Source organism: Empedobacter sp. UBA7494, assembly GCF_002478465.1.
GTDB classification, from domain to species: domain Bacteria; phylum Bacteroidota; class Bacteroidia; order Flavobacteriales; family Weeksellaceae; genus Empedobacter; species Empedobacter falsenii_B.
In genome coordinates, this window is the sequence record NZ_DLOC01000064.1 from 1 (window position 1) to 23446 (window position 23446).

Annotated in this window: 24 protein-coding genes and 1 pseudogene; 18 read left to right on the forward strand and 7 right to left on the reverse strand. The window is 31.4% G+C overall.

The features are described from left to right. Nucleotides 1-297 precede the first annotated feature (297 nt). The 6 genes from B4E95_RS07800 (at nucleotide 298) to B4E95_RS07825 (ending at nucleotide 5896) form a co-directional block, all read left to right on the forward strand. The gene (locus tag B4E95_RS07800; RefSeq protein ID WP_221856503.1) at nucleotides 298-1680 is read left to right on the forward strand and encodes an NAD(P)-binding domain-containing protein; all 1383 of its coding nucleotides are present in this window, start codon (nucleotides 298-300) and stop codon (nucleotides 1678-1680) included. A 127-nt stretch (nucleotides 1681-1807) separates the two neighbouring features. Beyond that, a complete protein-coding gene (locus B4E95_RS07805; RefSeq protein WP_221856505.1) occupies nucleotides 1808-2416 on the forward strand; it encodes a trimeric intracellular cation channel family protein in 609 nt (202 codons plus the stop codon). A 38-nt stretch (nucleotides 2417-2454) separates the two neighbouring features. Then, on the forward strand, nucleotides 2455-3060 hold the full coding sequence (locus B4E95_RS07810) for a trimeric intracellular cation channel family protein (protein ID WP_286495872.1): 606 nt from the start codon (nucleotides 2455-2457) through the stop codon (nucleotides 3058-3060). 2 nt (nucleotides 3061-3062) lie between these two features. Beyond that, a complete protein-coding gene (gene hutG, locus B4E95_RS07815; RefSeq protein ID WP_291091030.1) occupies nucleotides 3063-4004 on the forward strand; it encodes a formimidoylglutamase in 942 nt (313 codons plus the stop codon). 124 nt (nucleotides 4005-4128) lie between these two features. Then, nucleotides 4129-4995: a sigma-70 family RNA polymerase sigma factor gene (locus B4E95_RS07820; RefSeq protein WP_019975176.1), complete on the forward strand. Its 867-nt coding sequence runs from the start codon at nucleotides 4129-4131 to the stop codon at nucleotides 4993-4995. Nucleotides 4996-5050: 55 nt separating this feature from the next. After that, entirely contained in the window at nucleotides 5051-5896 is an 846-nt protein-coding gene (locus B4E95_RS07825) for a hypothetical protein (protein ID WP_291091032.1), read from the forward strand. A 37-nt stretch (nucleotides 5897-5933) separates the two neighbouring features. On the opposite strand, the gene mgtE is transcribed toward B4E95_RS07825, so the two are convergent. Continuing rightward, entirely contained in the window at nucleotides 5934-7253 is a 1320-nt protein-coding gene (gene mgtE / locus B4E95_RS07830; protein WP_291091034.1) for a magnesium transporter, read from the reverse strand. 125 nt (nucleotides 7254-7378) lie between these two features. Here mgtE and B4E95_RS07835 point away from each other — a divergent pair, with 125 nt between their 5' ends. The 6 genes from B4E95_RS07835 (at nucleotide 7379) to B4E95_RS07860 (ending at nucleotide 11171) form a co-directional block, all read left to right on the forward strand. Next, the gene (locus B4E95_RS07835; protein WP_185655231.1) at nucleotides 7379-7741 is read left to right on the forward strand and encodes a hypothetical protein; all 363 of its coding nucleotides are present in this window, start codon (nucleotides 7379-7381) and stop codon (nucleotides 7739-7741) included. A gap of 60 nt (nucleotides 7742-7801) precedes the next feature. Then, nucleotides 7802-8389 (forward strand): hypothetical protein, encoded by a 588-nt coding sequence (locus B4E95_RS07840; protein WP_291091037.1) that lies wholly within the window; start codon nucleotides 7802-7804, stop codon nucleotides 8387-8389. Between the two features lie 86 nt (nucleotides 8390-8475). Next, nucleotides 8476-9123 (forward strand): ribulose-phosphate 3-epimerase, encoded by a 648-nt coding sequence (gene rpe, locus B4E95_RS07845; protein WP_291062288.1) that lies wholly within the window; start codon nucleotides 8476-8478, stop codon nucleotides 9121-9123. Between the two features lie 191 nt (nucleotides 9124-9314). Further along, entirely contained in the window at nucleotides 9315-9815 is a 501-nt protein-coding gene (locus B4E95_RS07850) for a regulatory protein RecX (RefSeq protein ID WP_280036966.1), read from the forward strand. 94 nt (nucleotides 9816-9909) lie between these two features. Beyond that, complete coding sequence (locus B4E95_RS07855; RefSeq protein ID WP_291091039.1) at nucleotides 9910-10557, forward strand: hypothetical protein; 648 nt, start codon at nucleotides 9910-9912, stop codon at nucleotides 10555-10557. 23 nt (nucleotides 10558-10580) lie between these two features. Continuing rightward, a complete protein-coding gene (locus B4E95_RS07860) occupies nucleotides 10581-11171 on the forward strand; it encodes a hypothetical protein (protein WP_291091041.1) in 591 nt (196 codons plus the stop codon). 40 nt (nucleotides 11172-11211) lie between these two features. On the opposite strand, the gene B4E95_RS07865 is transcribed toward B4E95_RS07860, so the two are convergent. From B4E95_RS07865 to B4E95_RS07875, 3 genes are all read right to left on the reverse strand, one after another. Further along, the gene (locus tag B4E95_RS07865; RefSeq protein WP_291091043.1) at nucleotides 11212-11844 is read right to left on the reverse strand and encodes a CatA-like O-acetyltransferase; all 633 of its coding nucleotides are present in this window, start codon (nucleotides 11842-11844) and stop codon (nucleotides 11212-11214) included. 29 nt (nucleotides 11845-11873) lie between these two features. Further along, nucleotides 11874-12758: a DMT family transporter gene (locus B4E95_RS07870; protein ID WP_291091044.1), complete on the reverse strand. Its 885-nt coding sequence runs from the start codon at nucleotides 12756-12758 to the stop codon at nucleotides 11874-11876. 63 nt (nucleotides 12759-12821) lie between these two features. Further along, complete coding sequence (locus B4E95_RS07875; RefSeq protein ID WP_291091045.1) at nucleotides 12822-14360, reverse strand: serine hydrolase; 1539 nt, start codon at nucleotides 14358-14360, stop codon at nucleotides 12822-12824. 173 nt (nucleotides 14361-14533) lie between these two features. On the opposite strand from B4E95_RS07875, the gene B4E95_RS07880 reads away from it, so the two are divergent. Continuing rightward, entirely contained in the window at nucleotides 14534-15526 is a 993-nt protein-coding gene (locus B4E95_RS07880; RefSeq protein WP_125350034.1) for a 2-hydroxyacid dehydrogenase, read from the forward strand. On the opposite strand, the gene B4E95_RS07885 is transcribed toward B4E95_RS07880, so the two are convergent. The 3 genes and pseudogenes from B4E95_RS07885 to B4E95_RS07895 form a co-directional block, all read right to left on the reverse strand. Further along, nucleotides 15521-15865 (reverse strand): DUF4260 domain-containing protein, encoded by a 345-nt coding sequence (locus B4E95_RS07885; RefSeq protein WP_221856525.1) that lies wholly within the window; start codon nucleotides 15863-15865, stop codon nucleotides 15521-15523. The two genes, B4E95_RS07880 and B4E95_RS07885, sit on opposite strands and share 6 nt — an antisense overlap. 93 nt (nucleotides 15866-15958) lie before the next feature. Then, nucleotides 15959-17755, reverse strand: coding sequence for a translation elongation factor 4 (gene lepA, locus B4E95_RS07890; RefSeq protein WP_038332533.1), 1797 nt, complete (start codon nucleotides 17753-17755; stop codon nucleotides 15959-15961). A 95-nt stretch (nucleotides 17756-17850) separates the two neighbouring features. Then, nucleotides 17851-18086, reverse strand: a pseudogene (locus tag B4E95_RS07895) (IS982 family transposase); the annotation flags it as partial. Nucleotides 18087-18248: 162 nt separating this feature from the next. Here B4E95_RS07895 and B4E95_RS13140 point away from each other — a divergent pair. From B4E95_RS13140 to prfH, 5 genes are all read left to right on the forward strand, one after another. Continuing rightward, nucleotides 18249-18380, forward strand: a complete 132-nt coding sequence (locus B4E95_RS13140) for a glycosyl hydrolase 2 galactose-binding domain-containing protein (RefSeq protein ID WP_409410938.1) — start codon at nucleotides 18249-18251, stop codon at nucleotides 18378-18380. Next, nucleotides 18359-20299: a beta-mannosidase gene (locus tag B4E95_RS07900; RefSeq protein ID WP_291091046.1), complete on the forward strand. Its 1941-nt coding sequence runs from the start codon at nucleotides 18359-18361 to the stop codon at nucleotides 20297-20299. The genes B4E95_RS13140 and B4E95_RS07900 overlap by 22 nt, the downstream gene beginning before the upstream one ends. A 549-nt stretch (nucleotides 20300-20848) precedes the next feature. Continuing rightward, nucleotides 20849-21418 carry a hypothetical protein gene (locus B4E95_RS07905; protein WP_291064089.1) on the forward strand — a complete coding sequence of 190 codons (570 nt, stop codon included), beginning with the start codon at nucleotides 20849-20851 and terminating at the stop codon, nucleotides 21416-21418. A gap of 2 nt (nucleotides 21419-21420) precedes the next feature. Then, on the forward strand, nucleotides 21421-22812 hold the full coding sequence (locus B4E95_RS07910; RefSeq protein WP_291091047.1) for an RtcB family protein: 1392 nt from the start codon (nucleotides 21421-21423) through the stop codon (nucleotides 22810-22812). Between the two features lie 5 nt (nucleotides 22813-22817). After that, nucleotides 22818-23441 (forward strand): peptide chain release factor H, encoded by a 624-nt coding sequence (gene prfH, locus B4E95_RS07915; protein WP_291091048.1) that lies wholly within the window; start codon nucleotides 22818-22820, stop codon nucleotides 23439-23441. Nucleotides 23442-23446 lie beyond the last annotated feature (5 nt).

The window sequence follows — 23446 nt, forward strand, 5'->3', positions numbered from 1 at the left end:
AGCCCGACCGAAGGGAACGCCATAATAATTACGCTTATCATTATGTTTCATTAATATTTGTCCATCTGCTATAATTTTAGTACATTGAAGAATAATTTAATTTTGAATAAAATTTTATTTATTCAGCAAGAGGTTTTCTATCTCTTTATATGTTGTAATCATTAGATTACACATTCTATTCTGTTTTACACAATTTTTATAGATGTTTTTTTCTATATCAGGTCGTTTCAGGCATAAAAATCAATTACTATTGAGAGATAGTTGAGTAGTTCATATAAGTTTAATTAAAAACAATTCATGAGTTTAAAAGTAGGCATTATCGGGGCTGGACCAAGTGGTTTGGCAATGTTAAGAGCATTTGAGTCAGAAGAGAAAAAAGGTAACAAAATTCCAGAAATTAAATGTTTTGAGAAGCAAGACAACTGGGGGGGGATGTGGAACTACACTTGGCGTACAGGAGTAGGTAAATACGGAGAGCCATTGCATGGCAGTATGTATAAATATTTATGGTCGAATGGACCAAAAGAATGTTTAGAATTTGCAGATTATACATTTTCTGAACACTTTGGTCAAACAATATCTTCTTATCCACCTAGAGAAGTATTATTCGATTATATAGAAGGAAGAATTAAACAAAGTAATGCGCGAAAGTACATTCAGTTTAATACCGTTGCAAGGTGGGTAGATTATGTAGAGGATAAAAAACAATTTCGCGTTGTTTTTGATGATTTAAAGAAAAATCAAACTTTCGAAGAATATTTCGATTATTTAATTGTCGGAACTGGACATTTTTCTACACCAAATATGCCTTATTTTAAAGGGATCGAGAATTATACAGGAAATGTAATGCATGCGCATGATTTTCGTGGAGCTGATCCATTTAGAGGTAAAGAAATTTTATTGATCGGTAGTAGTTATTCGGCAGAAGATATTGCGGTACAATGTTATAAACACGGAACTAAATCGGTCACAATTTCTTATCGTACAAATCCAATTGATTGTAAATGGCCAAATGGAATAGAAGAATTGCCTTTGGTGACACATTTTGAAGATAAGAAAGCATTTTTCAAAGACGGAACATCAAAAGAGTTTGATGCAGTAATTATGTGTACAGGTTATCAACACAAATTTCCGTTTTTACCAGATAATTTGCGTTTAAAAACCAAAAATTGTTTGTATCCAGAAGGAATGTATAAAGGTGTAATATCAGATGTAAATGCTCAATTGTTATTTTTGGGAATGCAGGATCAATATTACACATTTAATATGTTTGATGCGCAAGCATGGTTTGCACGTGATTATATTTTGGGACGAATTAATTTACCTTCAAAAGAAGAAATTCAAAAAGATATTCAGAAATGGATTGATTATGAAAAACAATCGATTTCTGCTGATGATCATGTTGATTTTCAAACTGATTATTTGAAGGATTTAATTCATTTAACTGATTATCCTATGTTCGATTTGGATAAAGTTGCTAATATGTTCAAATCTTGGTTAAAAGATAAAGAAGAAAATATTTTAACTTATCGAGATAAAACCTATACCTCTGTTATGGACGAAACGAAAGCAGAAAAACATCACACACCTTGGATGAAAGAATTGGATGATAGTTTAGAACGCTATTTGGATGAAGATCCAATTGATGAAAAGCAATTAGAAAAAACAAATTATTATTAATATTAACAAAAAGACTAACAAATGTGTTGGTCTTTTTTTATTTTCGATTGTATATTTAAACATCGTTAAAAAAGAAAAGTGTTTATTTTTGACAGAGCACAACACAATATGATTTAATACAATAGAAATGGAGATTCAATATTTTTTCGAATTATTTGGTACACTTTTTTTTGGAATTTCGGGCGCTTTAGCAGCAGATGAAAAATCTGGTAACGATTGGTTTGGTGTAACCTTTATTGCTTTCCTAACTTCAATTGGAGGTGGTACAATTCGTGATATTTTACTTTCCGTTGAAATTATGTGGATAAAGGATGTTAATCTTATTTATGCAGTAGGGATTGGTGTTATTTTAGCGGCAATTTTCTATGAGCCTCTGTTGAAACTTCGTAAAACATTTATGCTTTTTGATACGTTAGGAATTGCTTTATTTACGATTGTTGGTTTAGAAAAAGCTCTAAATCTTGGAATTCATCCTGTAATTGCACCTGTAATGGGAATGTTTACGGCGGTTTTTGGATCCATTATTCGCGATATGATGTTGAACGAAGTTCCTATTATCTTCAAGAAAGAAATTTATGCGTTTGCATGTCTTTGTGGCGCAGTTATTTATATGATTTTATGGAAATTGGGACTTGATCGTAACATCAATTTCTTTTTTTCGGGCGCTGTAATTGTCGCAATTCGTTTGACTGCAATTAAGTACAACTTATCATTACCGAAATTCAAAAGCCATTAATTTATAGATTCGTATCTTAGCGAACTAATTTTTTATAGATGGAAATTCAATACATTTTTGAATTATTTGGGACGGTTGTGTTTGCTATTTCTGGTGCTTTAGCTGGAGATGAAAGACAAAAACATGATTGGTTCGGAATTGCTTGTTTTGCTTTTATAACGGCTGTTGGTGGCGGAACTTTACGCGATCTATTTCTTAACAGTTATCCGTTAGTTTGGATAAATGATATGAATGTCATTTATGCAGTTTTTGTTGGAATTTTATTGGCAGGATTATTTTTCAAATATTTTTCACGATTAAGAGTAACATTAATGCTTTTCGATACTTTAGGAATTGCTTTGTTTACGATAGTTGGTTTAGAAAAAGCACATTCTTTGGGCGCAAACAATTTTATTTCTGTAATGATGGGAATGATGACCGCTGTAATGGGTGGTATGTTGCGCGATGTTTTAATGAACAGAACACCAACAGTTTTTGTAAAAGAAATTTACGCAATGGCATGTATTGCAGGTGGAATAATGTATTTGGTTTTTGATAATTTCGGATTAGATCGAAATATAAATTTCATTGTTTCAGGAGCTATTATTGCGACAATTCGTATTGTAACGGTGAAATATAAATTGTCTTTACCTAAATTTTATTAAGCATGCAAAAAATACCATTTAATCAAGAAAATTGGACAGGAAGAATTGATTCTGAAGATGGAGAATTAGGTTTAAGAATTCATCAAGTAATTTCTAATTATGATAATTTTCAGTCATCATCCGTTCAACCAAAAGTATTATTAGGATTTTGTTCGGAAGTAGGTGTTAAACGGAATAAAGGTAGAATTGGTGCGAAAGATTCACCAGATTTGATTCGAAAAAGTTTAGCGAATTTGCCTTTACATTTTTCCGAAACTGATTTTATTTTTGATGCTGGAAATATTCATTGTAATGATAATAATTTAGAATCTGCACGTGAAGAACAAATCAATCAAGTGGATAAAATCATCCAACAAAATCATTTTCCGATTGTGATTGGAGGAGGACACGAAACGGCTTTAGGAGATTTTTTGGCTTTAGCAAAATCATACAAAAATATTGGAATTATCAATCTTGATGCGCATTTTGATTTGAGAGCGCCAAATCCGCAATCAACTTCTGGAACGCCTTTTTACGAAATAGCCAAGTATTGCGAAGAAAATGAAATAGGGTTTAATTACATTCCAATTGGTATTCAAGAATTAGGAAATACAAATGCTTTATTTCAGCGCGCAGAAAATTTAGGTGTTAATTTTATCATGGCAGACGAAGTTCATCTTAATTTGAATAAAGTGATAGATGATTTGAAAACGATTCTTCAACAATTTGATGCGCTTTATGTTTCGTTGGATATGGATGTTTTTGATGCAGCTTATGCGCCAGGTGTAAGTGCAACGACAATTAATGGTTTGACTCCTTTTCAGGTTAAATATATTTTGAAGGTTTTAATGAACTCAAATAAAGTGAAAATATTTGATTTAGTTGAATATAATTCGCTTTTTGATGTTGATAACTCGACAGCGAAACTCTCTGCACAAATGATTTACGAAGTTTTAAGACATTAATTCTGAAATATTTTACAATATTTTGTAACCTTTTTCAGTTATCTGCGTATACATATATAGTGGTGTTGATAAAATGCCAAAAGAAATCGATAATAATCATTAATAATAGGAGGGTTTTAGTTAAATGAGACAGCTTAAAATTACAAAGCAGGTAACAAATCGTGAAACTGCGTCGTTGGATAAATACTTACAAGAGATTGGTAAAGTAGATTTGATTACAGCGGAGGAAGAAGTAGAGTTAGCACAACGTATCAAAGCAGGAGATCGTGTTGCCTTAGAAAAATTAACAAAAGCAAACTTACGTTTCGTAGTTTCTGTTGCGAAACAATATCAAAATCAAGGTTTAAGTTTACCAGATTTAATTAATGAAGGAAATTTAGGTTTGATTAAAGCAGCTCAACGTTTCGACGAAACGCGTGGTTTCAAATTTATCTCGTATGCGGTTTGGTGGATTCGTCAATCTATCTTACAAGCATTAGCAGAGCAATCTCGTATTGTACGTTTACCATTAAATAAAATTGGATCAATCAATAAAATTAATAAAGCGTATGCTTTATTAGAGCAAGAGCATGAGCGTGCCCCATCTGCAGAAGAAATTTCTGAAGTTTTGGATATGTCTGAAGGTGATGTAAAAGAGTCGATGAAAAACTCTGGTCGTCACGTCTCAATGGATGCGCCATTAGTAGAAGGAGAAGATTCTAACTTATACGATGTATTAAACATTGGTGAATCTCCATCTCCAGATGTACAATTGATGATTGAGTCATTACGTGTAGAGATTGAACGTGCATTACAAACATTAACGCCTCGTGAAGCTGATTTAATTCGTTTATACTTCGGATTAAACGGTCAACATCCAATGACGTTAGAAGAAATTGGAGAAACGTTTGATTTAACAAGAGAACGTGTTCGTCAAATTAAAGAAAAAGCAATTCGTCGTTTAAAACATACTTCAAGATCTAAGATTTTGAAAACATATATCGGACGATAAAAACATAAGAAAGCAGCTAAATAAGCTGCTTTTTTTATAATTACTAAAATACTTTATGAGAAACTTTATTTTACTATTTACTCTTATACTTTTTTCAACTTATTCTTTCGGTCAAAAGAAAATTGATCAAAATTTAGTTGGATTTTGGTCTTCTACAATTCCTAAAACAAAAGCTGATCCTATTGATGGAAAATGGTTAATCAACCGTAAAAATGATGGAACATTTATTTTATATTTTGAATTGTTGAATGGACGAGATTCTATTTATGCAAAAGAAACAGGAACTTGGTGGACAGATAATAATCAGTATTTTGAAGAAGGAAATGAATTAAATTTTAATGATGTTTATTTGTATAAAATCAATGAGAATAAAATTGAATATAGATTAGAAAAAGGGAAATTACCAAGAGGTTTTAAAACGACTAAATATTCAGAAGAAAAAAGTAATAATTTGACAGATTATTATGAAGAAAAGTATTCTGTTTATAAAGCTAAAACCATGAAAAAAATCTTTGACATGGAAAGCTCTGAAGATGGTTTTGCTTATGATCAGACAGATGGTGAAGCAGATGAACGTTTTGTAGGAGTTTGGACAGGTTCGGAAAAAGATAATCAAGTGAAAGGATTATCTAAAGAATGGACAATGATAAGAAAAGATGATGGACGATTCATTATACATTTTAGTACAAAAATGAAAGGTCGCAAAAAAGATAGTATTACAGAATTTGGTAAATGGTGGGTAAAAGATAATAAGTTTTACGAATACCACGAAGATTCTGAATCAACAGATGTTTATGAGTTTCAGATTTTAAATGAAAATCAAATAAAGTTTAAAGCATTTAATATGGCTTTCGAACAACAAAATGAAACCTACGAATTTATTGATACAAGAAAAAAATAAATAAAAAACTCCAACTAAATTTAGTTGGAGTTTTTTGTTATAATAATTTTCCGCTTAGTAAAATTGCAGCAATCGTAAAGTAAATAATCAATCCTGAAACATCAACCAAAGTTGCGACGAAAGGCGAGGATGCTGTTGCGGGATCAAATCCAATTTTTCTCAAAATAAATGGAACTAAAGATCCAGAAAGTGTTCCCCATAAAACAATAACGATTAAAGATAAAGCGACTGTTAAAGCTACATACAGCCAATATTCTCCGTAACTGTAAATACCTAATTCTTGCCAAATTAAGATTCTGATAAAGCCTACAAATCCTAGAATTGCACCTAAGATTAATCCCGAAGCAAATTCTTTTTTCATTACATACCACCAATCTTTTAGCTTTAATTCGCCCAAAGCCATCGCACGAATAATCAATGAAGCTGCTTGAGAACCAGAATTTCCACCACTCGAAATAATTAATGGAACAAATAACGCTAACACAACTGCTTTTTCGATTTCCTGGTCATAATAACTCATTGCAGAAGCAGTAAACATTTCGCCAATAAATAAGATAACCAGCCAGCCAGCACGCTTTTTAATTAATTCAGCAATAGGTGTTTTAGTATACGAAACATCCAATTCTTCCATCCCTCCGAATTTTTGAATATCTTCTGTGTCACGCATTTTCATTCGGTCCAAGATGTCGTCGAAAGTTACAATTCCGACCAAAACATCATTTTCTGTCACAATTGGCATTGCAGAACGATCGTATTTATCAAAAACTTCTAAGGCTTCCTCTAAAGGAGTCGTCGTCTTGATTGAAACAAAATTATGATCGATCAAATCTTCAACTTTAGTATCTTCATCAGCCAAAAGAATTTCGCCAATTTTTAAATCATCAATCAATCTATTCTTTCCATCCACAATAAAAATATACGTCAACGTTTCCGCTTTCTTTCCATATTTTTTGATATGCGCCAAAACTTGTTTTACCGTATAATGTTCTTTTACCTGAATATAATTTGGCGTCATTAAACGCGCAATCGAATCTTCTTTGTATCCAATCAAATTCAGTGCTGTAGCACGTTCTTCAGGATTTAAAAGATTAATGGAATGTTTGATTAATTGATCTGGGAAATTTTCAAAAAGTTCTGTTCGGTCATCAGGATCAAGATTGTTCAAAACTTCAGCTAAATCTTCGTCCGTCAAACTTTTTACAATTTCGTACTGAATATCGGGCTCAAAATAGGAGAATACTTCAACTTTATCATCATTCGAAAGCGAATAAAAAGCGATATTTCTTTCCTTTACGTTCAGTGCAGTTAATTGTTCGGCAATATCTGCTGGATGTTGATTAAGCATATTATTTTCCATAAATTTGTTGTTTTTTATCCCGAGCTGCAAATTAAGTCTTTTTGAGATGAGAAGAAGTATAGATTGGCTACTTTTAAGCTAATTTTAATTTAGAAAGCATGATGAACAAAGATGACCAAAAACAAATGAAAGAATATATAAAATCTATGGATGTAGATGAACGATTTGTTGGAATTTGGTCTGGAACTGATCATGGTAAATTTTTTAAAGGAGAAACAAATAGTTGGATGGTCAATAGAAAAGCTGACGGCACAATGACGGTTAACTTTAAAACGATTTATAGTGATGATCGTGTAACTTTTTCTGAAGACGAAGGCGTTTGGTGTACGATTGGTGATGAATATTACGAGTTTAGAGATTCTGATGAGATGGCAGATATTTATACTTATATTTTTATGTCAAAAGATTCGATTCATTTTATCATCAACGAAGAATTGAAAGACGAAGAACCTTATAACTTTATTGACAATAGAGTTTTCTTGGATTAAAAATAATTTTTCTGAATCATTTTTTCAGTTATATTCGTATTGAATTAATTAACACTGAAAATGAAAAAACTAATATTTACTTTCTTATTATCATCTTCTCTATTTGCTCAAGAAAAAGCAACAGATTTGTTTAATGCAAACGTTAGTTTTATTGGAATCGGAATTCAATATGAAAAAGCTTTATCCGAAAATTTCACAGCTGTTGGATCTTTAGACTATTTGGGAGGTTTTAAATACAGTTATAGCGATTTTTATGGAAGTGATTTTGAGTATATTTTAACAACAAATATTGCTTTAGAAGGACGTTATTACTATAATTTTGACCGAAGAATTGGCAAAGGAAAAAATACCAATAATAATTCTGGGAATTATATTGCTGTAAAAGGAACTTATACGCCAGATTGGTTAACAACTTCTAATAGTGATAATTTAGGTGTTAATCCACAAGGTTCTATTACGTTCAATTATGGATTTAAACGTTCTTTTGCTCAAAACTTTTTTTATGAGTTTTATACGGGATTAGGACTTTCTCTTTATCAAGAAACATATACAAACTATGATTTTGATAATTATACAACATCAGAAGTAAAGAGTACAAATACAGGAGTTGCCTTAGATTTAGGTTTTCGAGTTGGTTACAATTTCTAAAAAAAATATAAATCGTTGAGTTTTCAACGATTTTTTTATTTCATTACCTTTGCACCACAAAATACAAACAAACAACAAATAAGATTATGCCAATAGTAGCACCATCAATTTTAGCAGCCGATTTCGGAAACTTAGCAAAAGATATCGAAATGGTTAATAATTCTCAAGCAGAATGGTTTCATTTAGATGTAATGGACGGCGTTTTTGTTCCAAATATCTCTTACGGAATGCCAATTATTGAGAAAATTAATTCGTTAACAGAAAAAGTTTTAGATGTACATTTAATGATTGTTGATCCAGATCGTTACATTTCAACTTTCAAACAAGTTGGTGCAGATATTTTGACTGTTCATTACGAAGCGTGTACACATTTACATCGTACAATTCAGGCTATAAAAGCTGAAGGAATGAAAGCAGGAGTGGCGCTTAATCCGCATACACCAGTATCTGTTTTAGAAGATGTGATTAACGATTTAGATTTAGTTCTAATCATGAGTGTTAATCCAGGTTTTGGAGGTCAAAAATTCATCGAGAATACATACAACAAAGTATCAAAATTGAAAAAAATGATTACAGAAGCAAATGCAAATGTTATCATCGAAATTGATGGAGGAGTTGGAGTACAAAATGCATCAAAATTGGTAGAAGCTGGTGCAGATGCTTTAGTTGCTGGTTCGGCAGTTTTCAATGCTGAGGATCCAACAGCATATATCGCGGAATTACAAAAAGCTTAATAAAAATAGTATTGAGATGTGAGAAATTAGAATTGAGAAGTTCATATTTTTTCCTTCAACTATTTAAAATAAATAATATAAAAACTGAATCAGAAATGATTCAGTTTTTTTGTTGATTAATCCTGAACTTTTTTCAGGATCCTCATCAAGTTAATCAAACAATTTTCTTATTAAAATCTTAACTTTGTTGCATGAATTTTTCGAAAGACAACCCAAAAAAGATTTATACGATTGATGAAATCAAAGATAAAATGGCAAAATATTGCCTTTATCAAGATCGTTGTCATTGGGAAGTAGAGAAAAAACTACGCGATTTTGATTTGATTCCAGAAGCGAAAGATGAGATTCTTTTTAAGTTAATTCATTACGGATTTCTAAATGAAGAACGATTTGTTCATAATTTTGTTCGAGGAAAAGTCAATCAAAAAATGTGGGGAAGAAATCGTCTTCGTCAAGAATTAAAAATGCGTCAAATTGATCAAAAATTAATTGAAAAAGCATTTAAAGAAGAAATTGATTTGGATAAATATTGGAATAATTTATTGCATTTAACACAAAAAAAGTTCAATTTATTAGCTTCTGAGCGAGAATCTTTCAAGAAAATAAACAAAGTAAAAGCATATTTAGCGTACAAAGGTTACGAGTTCGATTTGATGAATGATGCTATAGAAACAGTGAAAACAAAAGAGTAATACAATTCATCCTTAAAATTCGACAATTCGGTCAACTATTTTTAAAATTAAAAACGACTTCACTTAATTTTATTCCATAATAAATAAACACATTATGGAAAATTTAGTCAAAATCATTATTTACATTCACGCATTTTTTGGAGGAATTGGCTTGGTTGCTGGAACAGCTGTTATGATTATAAAAAAAGGAAATTCGACACATAAAAAAGTGGGAAAAATATTTTCGATTGGTATGTTAGTCAGTTCTATTCTTTCGTTAATCATTTGTGCTTTTCCAAATCACCACAATTCTTTTCTTTTAATGATTGGTATTTTCACGATTTATATGATTTTGATCGGAAATAGAATTCTAAATTATAAGCGCAAAAACTATTCTAATAATTTGGATAAAATCATTTCTGGAGCAATGTTTATCACATCTATTGTGATGATTGTTTTTGGATTACTTCCACTTTTCACAAGCAATGCAATTGGATTATTGTATTTAATTTTTGGGTTTTTAGGAGGGTTTATGTCTTATCGAGATTTTGTTTTTTACAAGAATACAGAGAATTATAAAAAATGGACAATGAATCATGTTGGAAAAATGGTTGGTGCTTATATCGCTTCAGTAACAGCGTTTTTGGTTGCAGGCGCTGGATTTGGAGATAATATTTATTTTTGGATTGTGCCTTCAATTATCGGAACGATTTATATTTTTTCTTGGTCAAAAAAACTAAATAAAAAAGTTGCAGTGAATTGATTATCTTTAATCAAAACACTTATATGAAGAATTTATATTTTTTACTCTTATTCATTCTTTTTGTTCAATGCGAGCAACCGAGCAGTCAATCTGCTAAAGGTTGGGAAAAGAAGAATGAAATAAAAGCAGATTCAGTTTTTAAAGATGAGAATGTAAATGAAGTTATTGAACAAGCTATTGATATTACAAAAAGTAATCATATACCAATTAGAACAATCTCTCTCTTTTTCGCAAAAGAAAAATTTTATTTATATATTTCTTCGACTGGACAAGACTGTTCAATAGGGAATTATTATACATTACCAATTACTATTCAAAATACAGATTATACTATTCTTTTAGATAAAAATGAAGTATTAGATGAATATATCGATATCTCAAATTTAAATTATATCCCTTTAGATAAAGAAAAAATAACATTCTACTGTGAAATAAAAGGTTACGCTTTTCGATTTCATAAAGATGAAGAAGGAAAGTATCAATTAAGAGAGTTGGAGCATTTTTATAATTATACGGATGATTTTGTTTTAGAAGAAGATAAAAAATATTTTCCTATTCAATATGAGGAAATTCCAGAACCAGAACCATTTATTCATCCTGATGATGTAAAATAAAAAAACGAATTTCGAAACTCGAAATTCGTTTTTACTATTTCTAATATTTACCTAATTCGTATTCAAATTCTTGCAGATAATTCGCCAAATGAAAACCGTCTACAAAACCATGATTCGCTTCAACCGAAACAGGCATATACATTTTATCATTTTGCGTATACGCTTTTCCAAAAATAATTCGCGGAATAGATTCTCCTGTTCCAAAATTACTTGGTTGCACTAATCCCGTAAATCTCGACCATGGAAACGTAGAATGACGAACCAAACCAATGGTAATTTCTTCATTTTTGATGTGTAAACCAACCGAGTTTTCTACACTTTGTATTTGCTCTTGAAGTTGCGCGTTAAATGCATCAAAATCTTCGGTAAAATTCATCAATGCAAAACCAAAAGTTCCGTCTTTTCTTCCAATTGTTGTTCCGCAATCTAAATGATCGTACACAAAAATTTCATCATCTTCGATGCGATATTTAAACTCATTAATCTTATTTTCTGCCAACATCGAGCAATGTAAATAGACTGCGAAAAAAGACAATTTATTTGCTTTGGCAAATTTGTACGTTTTAGAACATTCAACCTCCGCAACAACTCCGACATACGGATTATCCATTTTCGAGAACATATTAAAATGCTCTATACGATTCCAACCTTCAGGATTAAATTTCTGTTTCATTGATGCAAAGTTAAAAATAGGATTTACAATTACTTCAATCTTTTTTGTTGATATGCATCACCAATTACATTCAGAGTCACGCCTAGAATAATCATAAAAATTCCTAAAGCCAAACTCAACGAAAAATCTTCACCAAATATCATAACACTTACAGTAACGGCAACCACAGGTTCTGATGCGCCAAGAATAGAAGTGGCTGTAGAACCAATGTTTTTAATTGCATAAATCAAAGCGATGCTCGAAACAACTGTCGTAACAAACGCAAATGTAAAAAAGTTGAAGGTTAATTCTAATGATGGTAAAATGAAGGATTCTTTGTGAATAATCATTTTTGTTGCGTAATAAATCGTTGTAAATAGAAACGAATAAAAGCTTAATGTAAAGCCTTTTATATCTCGTACTTTCGATTTGTTGACTGTCACAATATATAATCCGTAACCCAAAGCACTAATAAAAACAATTCCTAATCCGATTGGATTTAGCTCGAATTTTCCTTCTTTAAAACTTAATAAAATTACACCAGCCAGTACAAAAACAATGGCTACAATAGTTGAAATTGTAATTCTTTCTTTGAAGAAAACAGCCATTATGATGGCAACAATCAACGGATAAACGAATAATAATGTGGAGGCAATTCCAGGAGTTAAATAATCATAACCTAAAAATAAGGCATCCGCTGAGATTCCGTACAATAATCCTAAAATGATTAAAAATGGAATCTGTTTCACATCTATTTTGAATGATTGTTTTTTGATGAATAAATATGTTCCGACAATCAATGCAGAAAAAAAGAATCGATAGAATAATGTAGTATCCATCGAAAAATTTGCCTGTTTTATAGGTAGGATAAATAATGGAATTAATCCATAAGATATGGAAGAAATTAGTCCATATGCGTAACCTTTGAATTTCATTTTTAATAGAAAAAAACGAAGTTCGAATTTCGAACTTCGCATTTGATTAGTATTTATTAAAATTTATTTTCTCGTAAAATCTAAATCTTGGAAATCGTAACTGAAATCTGTTAACGGAGAAATGGCTTTCATTTTGAAACCTGTCATTTTTCCATCTTTCATTTCTGCATAAACAAAAGCGTCTGCATGGAAATAACGATTGTACCATTTTACCGCAAACGTATTGTCTTTGTAAAAAAGCATTTCACCAGTTAATTGAGGCGAACGTTTCGATTCGAAAATGATTTTTCCTTTCTTTTCATAAATTACAACATCACCAAACCAATTGTCCTTATACGTTCCGATTACACTTTTTGAATCAAATTTGATGGCTTTATTTTTTTGATTTGCTTCAACTGTTTTCCAAACTTCATCAGTTATAACATCGGCTTCTTCCACATTTTTCTTCATCATATCATCATACGTTTTTACCCAATCTGTAGATGGATTTTTTAAGTAAAAATCTTTGATTGTATTCGAAATTGCTCGGAAAGCTGCACCCGATTGTTGGTTAGTCAAAATCACAATTCCTAATTTTTCTTGAGGATAAAACATCGTTTGTGTTACAATTCCTTCCAATCCACCAGTATGCGAAACTTCCAATTTTCCGTTCATATCCTGCAATTGCCATCCCAAACCATACGTTTTGAATAATGAATTATAAGGTGGAGTAGTACGATTTGGTTGTAAAGTTTGTGGCGTTATCATTTCGTTCATTTGTTTTTCCGAAATAATTTGTTTTCCATTCACTTTTCCTTTATCTAAATTGAATTGCAACCATTTTGCAATATCATCTACATTCGAATAAATTCCTGCAGCTGCATCAAAAATGGTGTTCGTATAACGATCAATCACTTGTAATTTTCCGTCAATTGGAACGTGCGGATCAATTGCATTTTTCTTGTCTTTTAGCAAATGCCAATTCGCTGCAGTATTCGTCATTCCAATTGGTTCCAACAATCTTTTTGTTACAAAATCTGTCCAAGACAGCCCCGAAACTCTTTCAATCACAACTCCTGCAATAATGTATAATAAATTATCATAATCATATTTTACACGAAAATCTGAAACAGGTTTTAAATATTGAATATTAGAAATAATATCTTTTGGAGTGAAATTGTGTCCATCAGGCCAAACCATCAAATCTCCAGCACCCAAACCTAATCCACTTCGATGCGTTAATAAATCACGAATTGTAAACTCTTTGGTTACATAACCGTTGTACATCTTAAATTCTGGAATGTGCGTAATCACTTTATCATCCCACTTTATTTTTCCTTCATCAACCAAAATCGCCAAAGCAGCTGCTGTAAAAGCTTTAGAGTTAGAAGCAATTCCAAAATTTGTATTCGACTGAACTTTTTCTCCCGTTTTAAGAGATTTTACGCCATAACCTTTCGAATGTACAATTGTCCTGTCTTTGATAACCGCAACAGACATTCCAGGAACATCAAATGCTTTCATTGCATTTTCTGTGACTTTATCAATAGCTTGATTCGAAATATTTTGTCCAAAAGCTGTAAAAGAAGCTAATGTAATCGTTGATAAAAGTATATTTTTCATGTGTGAATTTGAATTTTCACGAAGTTAGAAATTTTTATTCATCAGCTTATAGCTTTTAATAAAATATCAAAAATAGAGGATGAATTAATTTTGAATGATTTAAAATTTTATAATAATCAAGTAGAAAGTAAATTACAATTAATTAAAAACATAAATTAGTTAAAAATAATTCAATGAAAATAGCTTTCTTTTCGTCTAAGCCTTATGACAAAACTTTTTTTGAGGCTGAAAATAAAAATTACGGTTTTGAACTTAATTTTTATGAAACACATTTAGGTCCGCATATCGTAAACGCGATTGAAGATGAGCATGCTGTTTGTGTGTTTGTGAATGATAAAGTGAACCGACAAGTCATTGAAGTTTTAGCAAAAAAAGGCGTTAAAATTATTGCATTGAGATGTGCTGGTTTTAATAATGTCGATTTGGAAGCTGCGAAAGAATTTGGAATTAAAATTTGTCGTGTTCCTGCATATTCTCCCGAGGCTGTTGCTGAACATACAATGGCGATGTTGTTAACATTGAATCGAAAAACACATAAAGCTTATAATCGTGTTCGTGAACAAAATTTTGCATTGAACGGTTTACTTGGTTTTAATCTTTTTCAGAAGACGATTGGAATTGTTGGAACAGGAAAAATAGGAAAGGCTTTTATCAATATTGCGAAAGGTTTTGGATGTAAGATTATTGCTTATGATTTGTATCCAGATCAAGAATTGATGAATAATGGCGTGGAATATGTTGAGCTGGATAAGTTGTTTAAAACTTCAGATATTATTTCGTTGCATTGTCCGCTGACGCCAGAAAATCATTACATGATTAATCAAGAAACGATTGCGATGATGAAAGATGGCGTAACGATTATTAATACGAGTAGAGGTGGATTAATCAATACACATGAAGCGATTGAAGCTTTAAAAAATCATAAAATTGGTTATTTGGGAATTGATGTTTATGAACAAGAAGAAAAATTATTCTTCAAAGATTTATCAGCAGAAATTATTCAGGATGACATGATTCAGCGATTGATGAGTTTTCCAAATGTTTTGGTAACTGCGCATCAAGCTTTTTTTACACAAGAAGCGTTGGAACAAATTTCAGAAATTACGATGCGAAGTATTTTAGAAATTTTAGAAAAAGGTTCAACAGATGAGGTTGTGATGTTATAAATTATCTAAATGAGTGGATTTGAAACCATCATATTTTTTGAGACCAAATCCTAAAAAACGATCTAACGCAATATGAGCGGAAAAAATTAATCCAATCATTAAACACCATTCAATGTGTAAAAAATAACCAATGAGAATCAATGAAATTGTCGTAAAATAATTATGAATAAAATTATAAGATATTGCGCCAATCTTATTTCCAAAAAGATAACCCAACATAAAAATATCGGGAGCAAGAAAAAGAATTGCAAACAAAAACCAGGAATAATCAAGTTTATAATAGATGATTAGCGTTACAATTAAAATTGCTAATTGCTCTAATTTTAATAAATTTTTCATAATGTTGATGCTTAATTTATTAGTATAAATATTTTACCAATTGTTACAAAAAAAGCCGTTCATTAGAACGGCTTTTGGTATATAAAAAGAATTTTAATCATTCAATTTCAAAACAGCTAAGAATGCAGATTGGGGAACTTCTACACGTCCAATTTGACGCATTTTCTTCTTACCAGCTTTTTGTTTTTCTAATAACTTACGTTTACGAGAAATATCACCACCATAACATTTTGCAGTAACGTCTTTACGTAATGCTTTAATTGTTTCACGCGCAATAATTTTTGCACCAATCGCGGCTTGAATTGGAATATCAAACTGTTGACGAGGAATTAATTCGCGTAATTTTTCACACATTTTCTTTCCAATATTGTAGGCATTATCAACGTGAATTAAGGCAGATAAAGCATCTACAACTTCACCGTTAATCATGATGTCAACTTTTACCAATTTTGAAGCTTTCATTCCAGAAGGTGCATAATCAAACGATGCATATCCTTTTGAAATAGATTTTAATCGATCATAAAAATCGAATACAACTTCAGCCAAAGGCATATTGAAAATCATTTCTACTCTATGTTGAGTTAAATAATTTTGAGATTGTAATTCACCACGTTTCTCAATACATAAACTCATTACAGGACCTACGAATTCAGATTTTGTAATGATTGCTGCTCGAATATATGGTTCTTCAACACGATTTAATCCTGATGGATCTGGTAATTCAGATGGATTATGAACCGGAATCATTTTTTCTGGATCTTTTTCCAAGTACGCTTCATACGAAACGTTAGGAACAGTTGTAATTACCGTCATGTTGAACTCACGTTCTAAACGCTCCTGAATAATTTCTAAGTGTAACATTCCTAAGAATCCACAACGGAAACCGAAACCTAAAGCAGCAGAAGATTCAGCTTCAAAAGTTAATGAAGCATCATTCAAACGTAACTTTTCGATAGAAGCACGCAAATCTTCGTAATCTTCTGTGTCAACCGGATAAATACCAGCGAAAACCATTGGTTTTACTTCCTCGAAACCATCAATAGCTTCGCTTGCAGGATTCTCAACTAATGTAATTGTATCTCCAACTTTTACCTCAGAAGCTTCTTTAATTCCAGAAATAATATAACCTACATCTCCAGTTTTAATGACTTTCTTCTCAACTTGATTCAGTTTTAACGTTCCAATTTCATCGGCACCATATTTTTTGTTAGTAGCCATAAATTTTACTTGATCTCCTTTTTTGATTTCTCCATTTACCACTTTGTAAAAAGCTTCAATTCCTCGGAAAGGATTATAAACAGAGTCAAAAATCAAGGCTTGTAACGGTGCATCTGGATCACCAACTGGTGCAGGAACTTTCTCGATAATTGTGTGTAACAATTCTAACACACCTTCACCTGTTTTTCCACTTACACGCAAAACATCTTCGGGATCACAACCAATCAAATCAACAATATCGTCTGTTACTTCTTCTGGATTTGCAGAAGGTAAATCGATTTTGTTCAAAACTGGAATGATTTCCAAATCATTTTCTAAAGCCAAATAAAGGTTAGAAATGGTTTGTGCTTGTATACTTTGTGCAGCATCTACAATTAACAAAGCTCCTTCACAAGCGGCAATCGAACGAGAAACCTCGTAAGAAAAATCCACGTGACCAGGAGTGTCAATTAAATTTAAAATATATTTTTCACCATCTTTTTCATATTCCATTTGGATGGCGTGCGATTTAATTGTGATTCCGCGTTCGCGTTCCAAATCCATATCGTCTAAAGTTTGATTTTGTAACTCACGATCAGAAATCGTGTTTGTTACTTGCAATAAACGATCGGCCAAGGTACTTTTACCATGGTCAATATGGGCGATAATACAGAAATTACGGATATTTTTCATATTCTATTTGTCGAATAGGCAAAAATAATCTTTTCCGTGCAGACTGCAAGTATTTTGAAAAATATTATGAATTATATTTTAAACCCGTAGTGCATTTAGGTAATATTAATTTTTAAGTTGTTAATATTTCTATTTTTGTTTCTGTTTATTGTTTGAATAATAGTGAAAGTTAGTATTTTTGATAGTGTCCTTGTTTTAAACCCTAAAAGCTTTTAGCATAATTATGTCTAATCATGAACTGATCGCATAATTGAGAGAATAACGTTTCTATCCTTTTTCTTTATTTACGTATTACAAAAGGATGATCTTTATAGTTTTTTTTATTTGACTGAAGCTGAACTTATAGCGCAAAATATTCAGCTAAAAATTAATGGATTGGATACATATGTAAAAGTTTTTCTGAACTGAAAATTAATTCTGGATGAGATTAATATGTTTCGAATGTGAGAATTTTCGATCAAAGATTTACTGAAAGATAAAAAAAATTCTCGAAATACAATTCAAATCGTCGCCTAATGAAGGAAAACGATTAGCAAATCTTCTTCCATATAAATTACCAGAAGGTGAGCGTGTTTTTACTCGAAAAGCGCAATATCAGTATGGTTGGGATTGGGGATCAGATTGACTACGGTTGCGATTTATAAACCAATTGAACTTATTTCTTGGAATAATTTAAAACTGAATGACTTGTCTTATGAAATTATCAAATTGGATAAAAATCAAGCGAAAGTAAAGTTTAAATTTATTATCCAATCGGAACAAAATACAGCTGTAGAAATTAATTTTAATCAGAAAATAATCACTCAAAAATTAACCAAAGGAATTAATCATTTTTCGATTGATGAAACGATTCACAATCCAAAATTATGGTGGCCAAATGGAATGGGCAAACAGTATTTATATGATTATCAATTCAAAATTAAACAAGGGAATGAACAAATATCTAAGTATTTAAAATTTGGTTTACGTACGATAGAATTGGTACAAGAAAAAGACGAAGTTGGCTCTAGGTTTTATTTTAAAGTGAATGGAATTCCAACTTATATGAAAGGTGCAAATTATATTCCGCAAGATAATTTTGTTTCACGAGTTTCAAAAAATGATTATGAAAAGTTGATAAATAGTTCGGTTGAAGCCAATATGAATATGATTCGTATTTGGGGTGGTGGAATTTATGAGGACGATTATTTTTATGAATTATGCGACGAAAAAGGTTTGTTGGTTTGGCAAGATTTTATGTACGCTTGTGCTTTTTATCCTGGCGATCAAGATTTTCTTAACAATGTAAAACAAGAAACAATTGATCAAGTGAATCGCCTAAAAAATCATACTTCTATTGCGCTTTGGTGTGGAAATAATGAAATTGATGAAGCGTGGAAAAATTGGGGATATCAGAAACAAATGGGCTGGTCGAAACAAGATTCGTTGAGTATTTGGAAAGATTATCAAACGACTTTTCATCATATTATTCCGAATGTTTTAGATTCGATTTTACCAAAATCAGAGAATCGCTATTGGCCGTCTTCACCTTCGATTGGTTGGCGAAGAAAAGAAAGTTTGACGCAAGGAGATTCGCATTATTGGGGCGTTTGGTGGGGAATGGAACCGTTTGAAACGTATGAAAAAAAAGTTCCACGTTTTGCTTCTGAATATGGTTTTCAAGGAATGCCAACGTTGAAAACGGTGAAATCAATGTTTTCTGAAAAAGATACATTGAGTAAAAATTCTGCAATAATTTTAGCGCATCAAAAACATCCAAAAGGTTGGGAAACAATCAACGAATATATGCAGCGAGATTATGTTGTTCCGACCGATTTTGTGCAGTATAACTACGTTTCTCAATTGTTACAAGCACGCGGAATTCAGTTGGCAATTGAAGCACATCGACGTGCAAAACCTTATAATATGGGAAGTTTGTATTGGCAATTGAATGACGTTTGGCCAGTAACTTCGTGGTCGTCTTTGGATAAATTAGGAAATTGGAAAGCGTTACATTATCAAGTGAAAAGAAGTTTCGAAAATGTGTTGATTTCAGTAGAAAAAGAAGAAAATGTGTACAAAATTTATATCGTAAATGACTTATTGAAAGATTTGAAAGGAAAAGTAAAATTTTCTGTGGTAGATTTTAATGGAAATACACATTGGACTAACGATAAAGATGTAATTATTTTATCAAATTCTTCAACTAAAATAATGGAATTAACTGATGAAATTTTAAAAGGATCTTCTTCAACTAAAGCTTTTCTTCGAATTGAATTTGAATCAAATGGAGAAAAGTATTCGAGAAATTATTTCTTCGAAAAACCGAAAGATTTAGCTTTAACAAAATCAACAATTAAAATCAAAAAGATCAGTCATAACCAATTCGAAATTTCGACAAATGTTTTGGCAAAAGATGTTTATTTACTTGATGAAAATAATCAATTTGATGATAATTTTTTTGATTTAATTCCGAATGAATCTCGTATTATTAGTGGAAAAAACACAATTCAGAATCTAAAAATTTATTCGTTGTATGATACAATGAATGTTAAAAATCAATAATATTTTTCTCCCTATTTTTAGTGAAATTTCACAAAGGATTTGGAAATGTGAATTTTATTGACTTAAATTTGCACTGATAAAAATCATAACGTATAACAATTTAATAACGAAGAAATAAAATGTTCAAAGAAACGACATATCAGTTTTTAGCTATTGCAACAGATTTTGCAATGAGCATTCTTCGTGCTTATAAATCGTAAATAATTTACTTATTATATCAAAAGCCCGGAGGATTCTTCGGGCTTTTTCTTTTATTATTCTATTCTAGATTCAGAATAACTTCTAAAAACTTCCGAAGAAGAAATAGTTAGCGCTAATTATTTCAAAATAATTATTTGCAATTAAATAATCCATTTTATGGAAGATTCAATTTTCTTTTCTACTCAATTACGAACAAAAAGAGCGAGGAAAAGAAGTGTAAAAACAACGAAAGAAAAAAATGTATGAGAGAAATATAAACGTCAAAAAGAAATTTTTAAAGAACAAAAAGAAATTCCGCTTGTTCTTTTAAAAGAGCCGTGTCAAAAAGGTTTTGAGCGATATTTTGTATTGAGAGAAGATATTAAAAAAGAAAATGAGATTGAGTTTTTTACTCAAATTCTAAAGAAAATTAATACTTCTCAATATGCAGAAACGCGAAAGTTTGTAAAAAAACGAAAACGAAACGGAAAGCGAATTTATGTTCAGAGAATTCAAGAGTTGAAACAATTGCAACCTTACGAATATTCAGGTTCGTATTCAATTTTGAATGATGAAGAACGTCTATATTTTGTGTGTATTCAGGTGTATGATCCCAAGACAAAACGTTTCAAAGGAATTTATGAATTTCTACAACCGTGGCGTTTTCGATTGATTATAAAACCAAATATGATTACGCATTACAAACCGCTTGATATTGATTTGAAGCGCGAAGAAGCGCAAATCGATCATTTTTTTGATAAGTATAAAAATCAAGGAATCCTTTTAAAGAAAATAGTCGGAGGAGGGTATTCGTATGAACGAAAACCAAAATTTAAAAATCCTTTTACGAAACGGAAATTTTTTAATAATAAAAATTTAGCGATTGAAATCGCTGAAATGCTGATGGAAAAAGAACATCAGTTATCTAAAAGATATTAATCATGGGAAATAAAATCTCTGGAAAGGACTTTATAAAAATAGGCTTTCCAAAAAATAATTCGATCAATATTGCAATTGGGCAAATTCATCGATACAGAAAAAAAGAAAAGAAACAAACGATTCTCAATGAAGCAAAAGAAGTTTTGCTTGAACCAGAAAAGTACATTGGTGACGGAATTTGGGGAAAAGTTGCGGAAGGATTAATAAAACCAGTTGAGGTTAGATTACAAGAATTAAAAACAATGCGTTCACCTTTTTCAATTTTTGGAGAAAATGAAATTGATGAACAAGCGAAATTTCAATTGTATGATGCATTGAAATTGCCAATTTCGGTAAAAGGAGCTTTGATGCCAGATGCGCATTCGGGTTATGGATTACCAATAGGAGGAGTTTTAGCAACAGACAATGCTGTGATTCCTTATGGAGTTGGTGTGGATATTGGTTGTAGAATGAGTCTTTCGGTTTACGATTTGCCAGCTAGTTTTTTGAAAGGAAAATCGCATCAATTGATTCAGATTTTGCAAGATCATACCAAATTCGGAATGTATGAAACGCATAAACTAAAAGCGGATCATGAAATTTTTGAACGTTCTATTTTTGATGAAATTCCAATCTTGAAAAGTTTAAAAACAAAAGCTTATCAACAATTAGGAACTTCTGGTGGAGGGAATCATTTTGTTGAATTTGGGATTGTGAAATTAGATGAGATAAAACCTGAATGGAACTTGATTCCAGGAGAATATTTGGCTGTTTTATCGCATAGTGGTTCGCGTGGTTTAGGTGCAAATATTGCAAAACATTATACGTATTTGGCGACGAAACAATGTCCACTTCCGAAGCAAGTTCAGCATTTGGCTTGGTTAGATTTGGACACGCACGATGGCCAAGAATATTGGGCAGCGATGAATTTGGCTGGCGAATATGCCAAGGCTTGTCACGACGATATTCACCGAAGAATTGCGAAAGCTTTGGGAAAACGTATCGTTTTTAACATTGAAAATCATCACAATTTTGCGTGGAAAGAAATGGTTGAAGGAACGGAACGAATTGTTCATCGTAAAGGAGCAACGCCAGCTGGAAAAGGAATTTTAGGAATTATTCCAGGTTCGATGACCGCGAACGGTTACATTGTTGAAGGTTTGGGAAATGAATTGAGTATTAATTCGGCTTCGCATGGTGCAGGACGAAAAATGTCGCGTGCGAAATGTAAATCAACAATTACTAAAAGTTTTATGAATTCACAATTGAAAGATGCAGGAATTGAGCTGATTGGCGGAAGTGTAGATGAAGCACCTTTGGCATATAAAAACATAAAAACGGTGATGAATTTACAGACCGAATTAGTGAAAGTGTTGGGAACTTTTACACCGAAAATTGTACGAATGGATAAATAATAACGATGAAAAAAATTATTCAAATTACATCGGGTAGAGGACCAGCGGAATGCAATTTTGTGGTAACCAATGTTTTTAAAAAGTTTTCGGAAGCGTGTACAAAATCTGAAATTAAGTTTGACATAATTGAAAGAGAAATGGATAAAGATTTTAATCAACTTTCATCTGTGATTATAGAACTTGAAGGAAATGATTTAAACACGTTTTTAAAAACTTGGATTGGAACAATTTTATGGATTGGTAAAAGTCCATACCGAAAATTTCATCAACGAAAAAATTGGTTTATTGGTTGTTTTGAATTAGAAATTCCGAAAGAAAATTCAATCAATCCGAATGAAATTATATATCAAATGATGAGAAGTTCAGGTAATGGCGGACAAAATGTAAATAAAGTAAATTCAGCTGTTCGTGCGATACATCAACCAAGTGGAATTTCGGCTGTTTCGATGGATTTGCGTTCACAACATCAGAACAAAAAAACTGCAACAACTCGTTTGTTATTGAAATTACAAGAACTTGAAATCAATAAATTGAAGGACTTGGTTCAAAAAAAATGGAATAATCAAACGTCTATTGCAAGAGGAAATCCTGTGAAAATATTCAGAGGAGATAAATTTGTAACGTCCTGAAAAAA

Coding starts and splice junctions, on each gene's coding strand:
- B4E95_RS07800 (WP_221856503.1), top strand. CDS start 298: ATGAGTTTAAAAGTAGGCATTATCGGGGCTGGACCAAGTGGTTTGGCA.
- B4E95_RS07805 (WP_221856505.1), top strand. CDS start 1,808: ATGGAGATTCAATATTTTTTCGAATTATTTGGTACACTTTTTTTTGGA.
- B4E95_RS07810 (WP_286495872.1), top strand. CDS start 2,455: ATGGAAATTCAATACATTTTTGAATTATTTGGGACGGTTGTGTTTGCT.
- hutG (WP_291091030.1), top strand. CDS start 3,063: ATGCAAAAAATACCATTTAATCAAGAAAATTGGACAGGAAGAATTGAT.
- B4E95_RS07820 (WP_019975176.1), top strand. CDS start 4,129: ATGAGACAGCTTAAAATTACAAAGCAGGTAACAAATCGTGAAACTGCG.
- B4E95_RS07825 (WP_291091032.1), top strand. CDS start 5,051: ATGAGAAACTTTATTTTACTATTTACTCTTATACTTTTTTCAACTTAT.
- mgtE (WP_291091034.1), bottom strand. CDS start 7,253: ATGGAAAATAATATGCTTAATCAACATCCAGCAGATATTGCCGAACAA.
- B4E95_RS07835 (WP_185655231.1), top strand. CDS start 7,379: ATGAAAGAATATATAAAATCTATGGATGTAGATGAACGATTTGTTGGA.
- B4E95_RS07840 (WP_291091037.1), top strand. CDS start 7,802: ATGAAAAAACTAATATTTACTTTCTTATTATCATCTTCTCTATTTGCT.
- rpe (WP_291062288.1), top strand. CDS start 8,476: ATGCCAATAGTAGCACCATCAATTTTAGCAGCCGATTTCGGAAACTTA.
- B4E95_RS07850 (WP_280036966.1), top strand. CDS start 9,315: ATGAATTTTTCGAAAGACAACCCAAAAAAGATTTATACGATTGATGAA.
- B4E95_RS07855 (WP_291091039.1), top strand. CDS start 9,910: ATGGAAAATTTAGTCAAAATCATTATTTACATTCACGCATTTTTTGGA.
- B4E95_RS07860 (WP_291091041.1), top strand. CDS start 10,581: ATGAAGAATTTATATTTTTTACTCTTATTCATTCTTTTTGTTCAATGC.
- B4E95_RS07865 (WP_291091043.1), bottom strand. CDS start 11,844: ATGAAACAGAAATTTAATCCTGAAGGTTGGAATCGTATAGAGCATTTT.
- B4E95_RS07870 (WP_291091044.1), bottom strand. CDS start 12,758: ATGAAATTCAAAGGTTACGCATATGGACTAATTTCTTCCATATCTTAT.
- B4E95_RS07875 (WP_291091045.1), bottom strand. CDS start 14,360: ATGAAAAATATACTTTTATCAACGATTACATTAGCTTCTTTTACAGCT.
- B4E95_RS07880 (WP_125350034.1), top strand. CDS start 14,534: ATGAAAATAGCTTTCTTTTCGTCTAAGCCTTATGACAAAACTTTTTTT.
- B4E95_RS07885 (WP_221856525.1), bottom strand. CDS start 15,865: ATGAAAAATTTATTAAAATTAGAGCAATTAGCAATTTTAATTGTAACG.
- lepA (WP_038332533.1), bottom strand. CDS start 17,755: ATGAAAAATATCCGTAATTTCTGTATTATCGCCCATATTGACCATGGT.
- B4E95_RS07910 (WP_291091047.1), top strand. CDS start 21,421: ATGGGAAATAAAATCTCTGGAAAGGACTTTATAAAAATAGGCTTTCCA.
- prfH (WP_291091048.1), top strand. CDS start 22,818: ATGAAAAAAATTATTCAAATTACATCGGGTAGAGGACCAGCGGAATGC.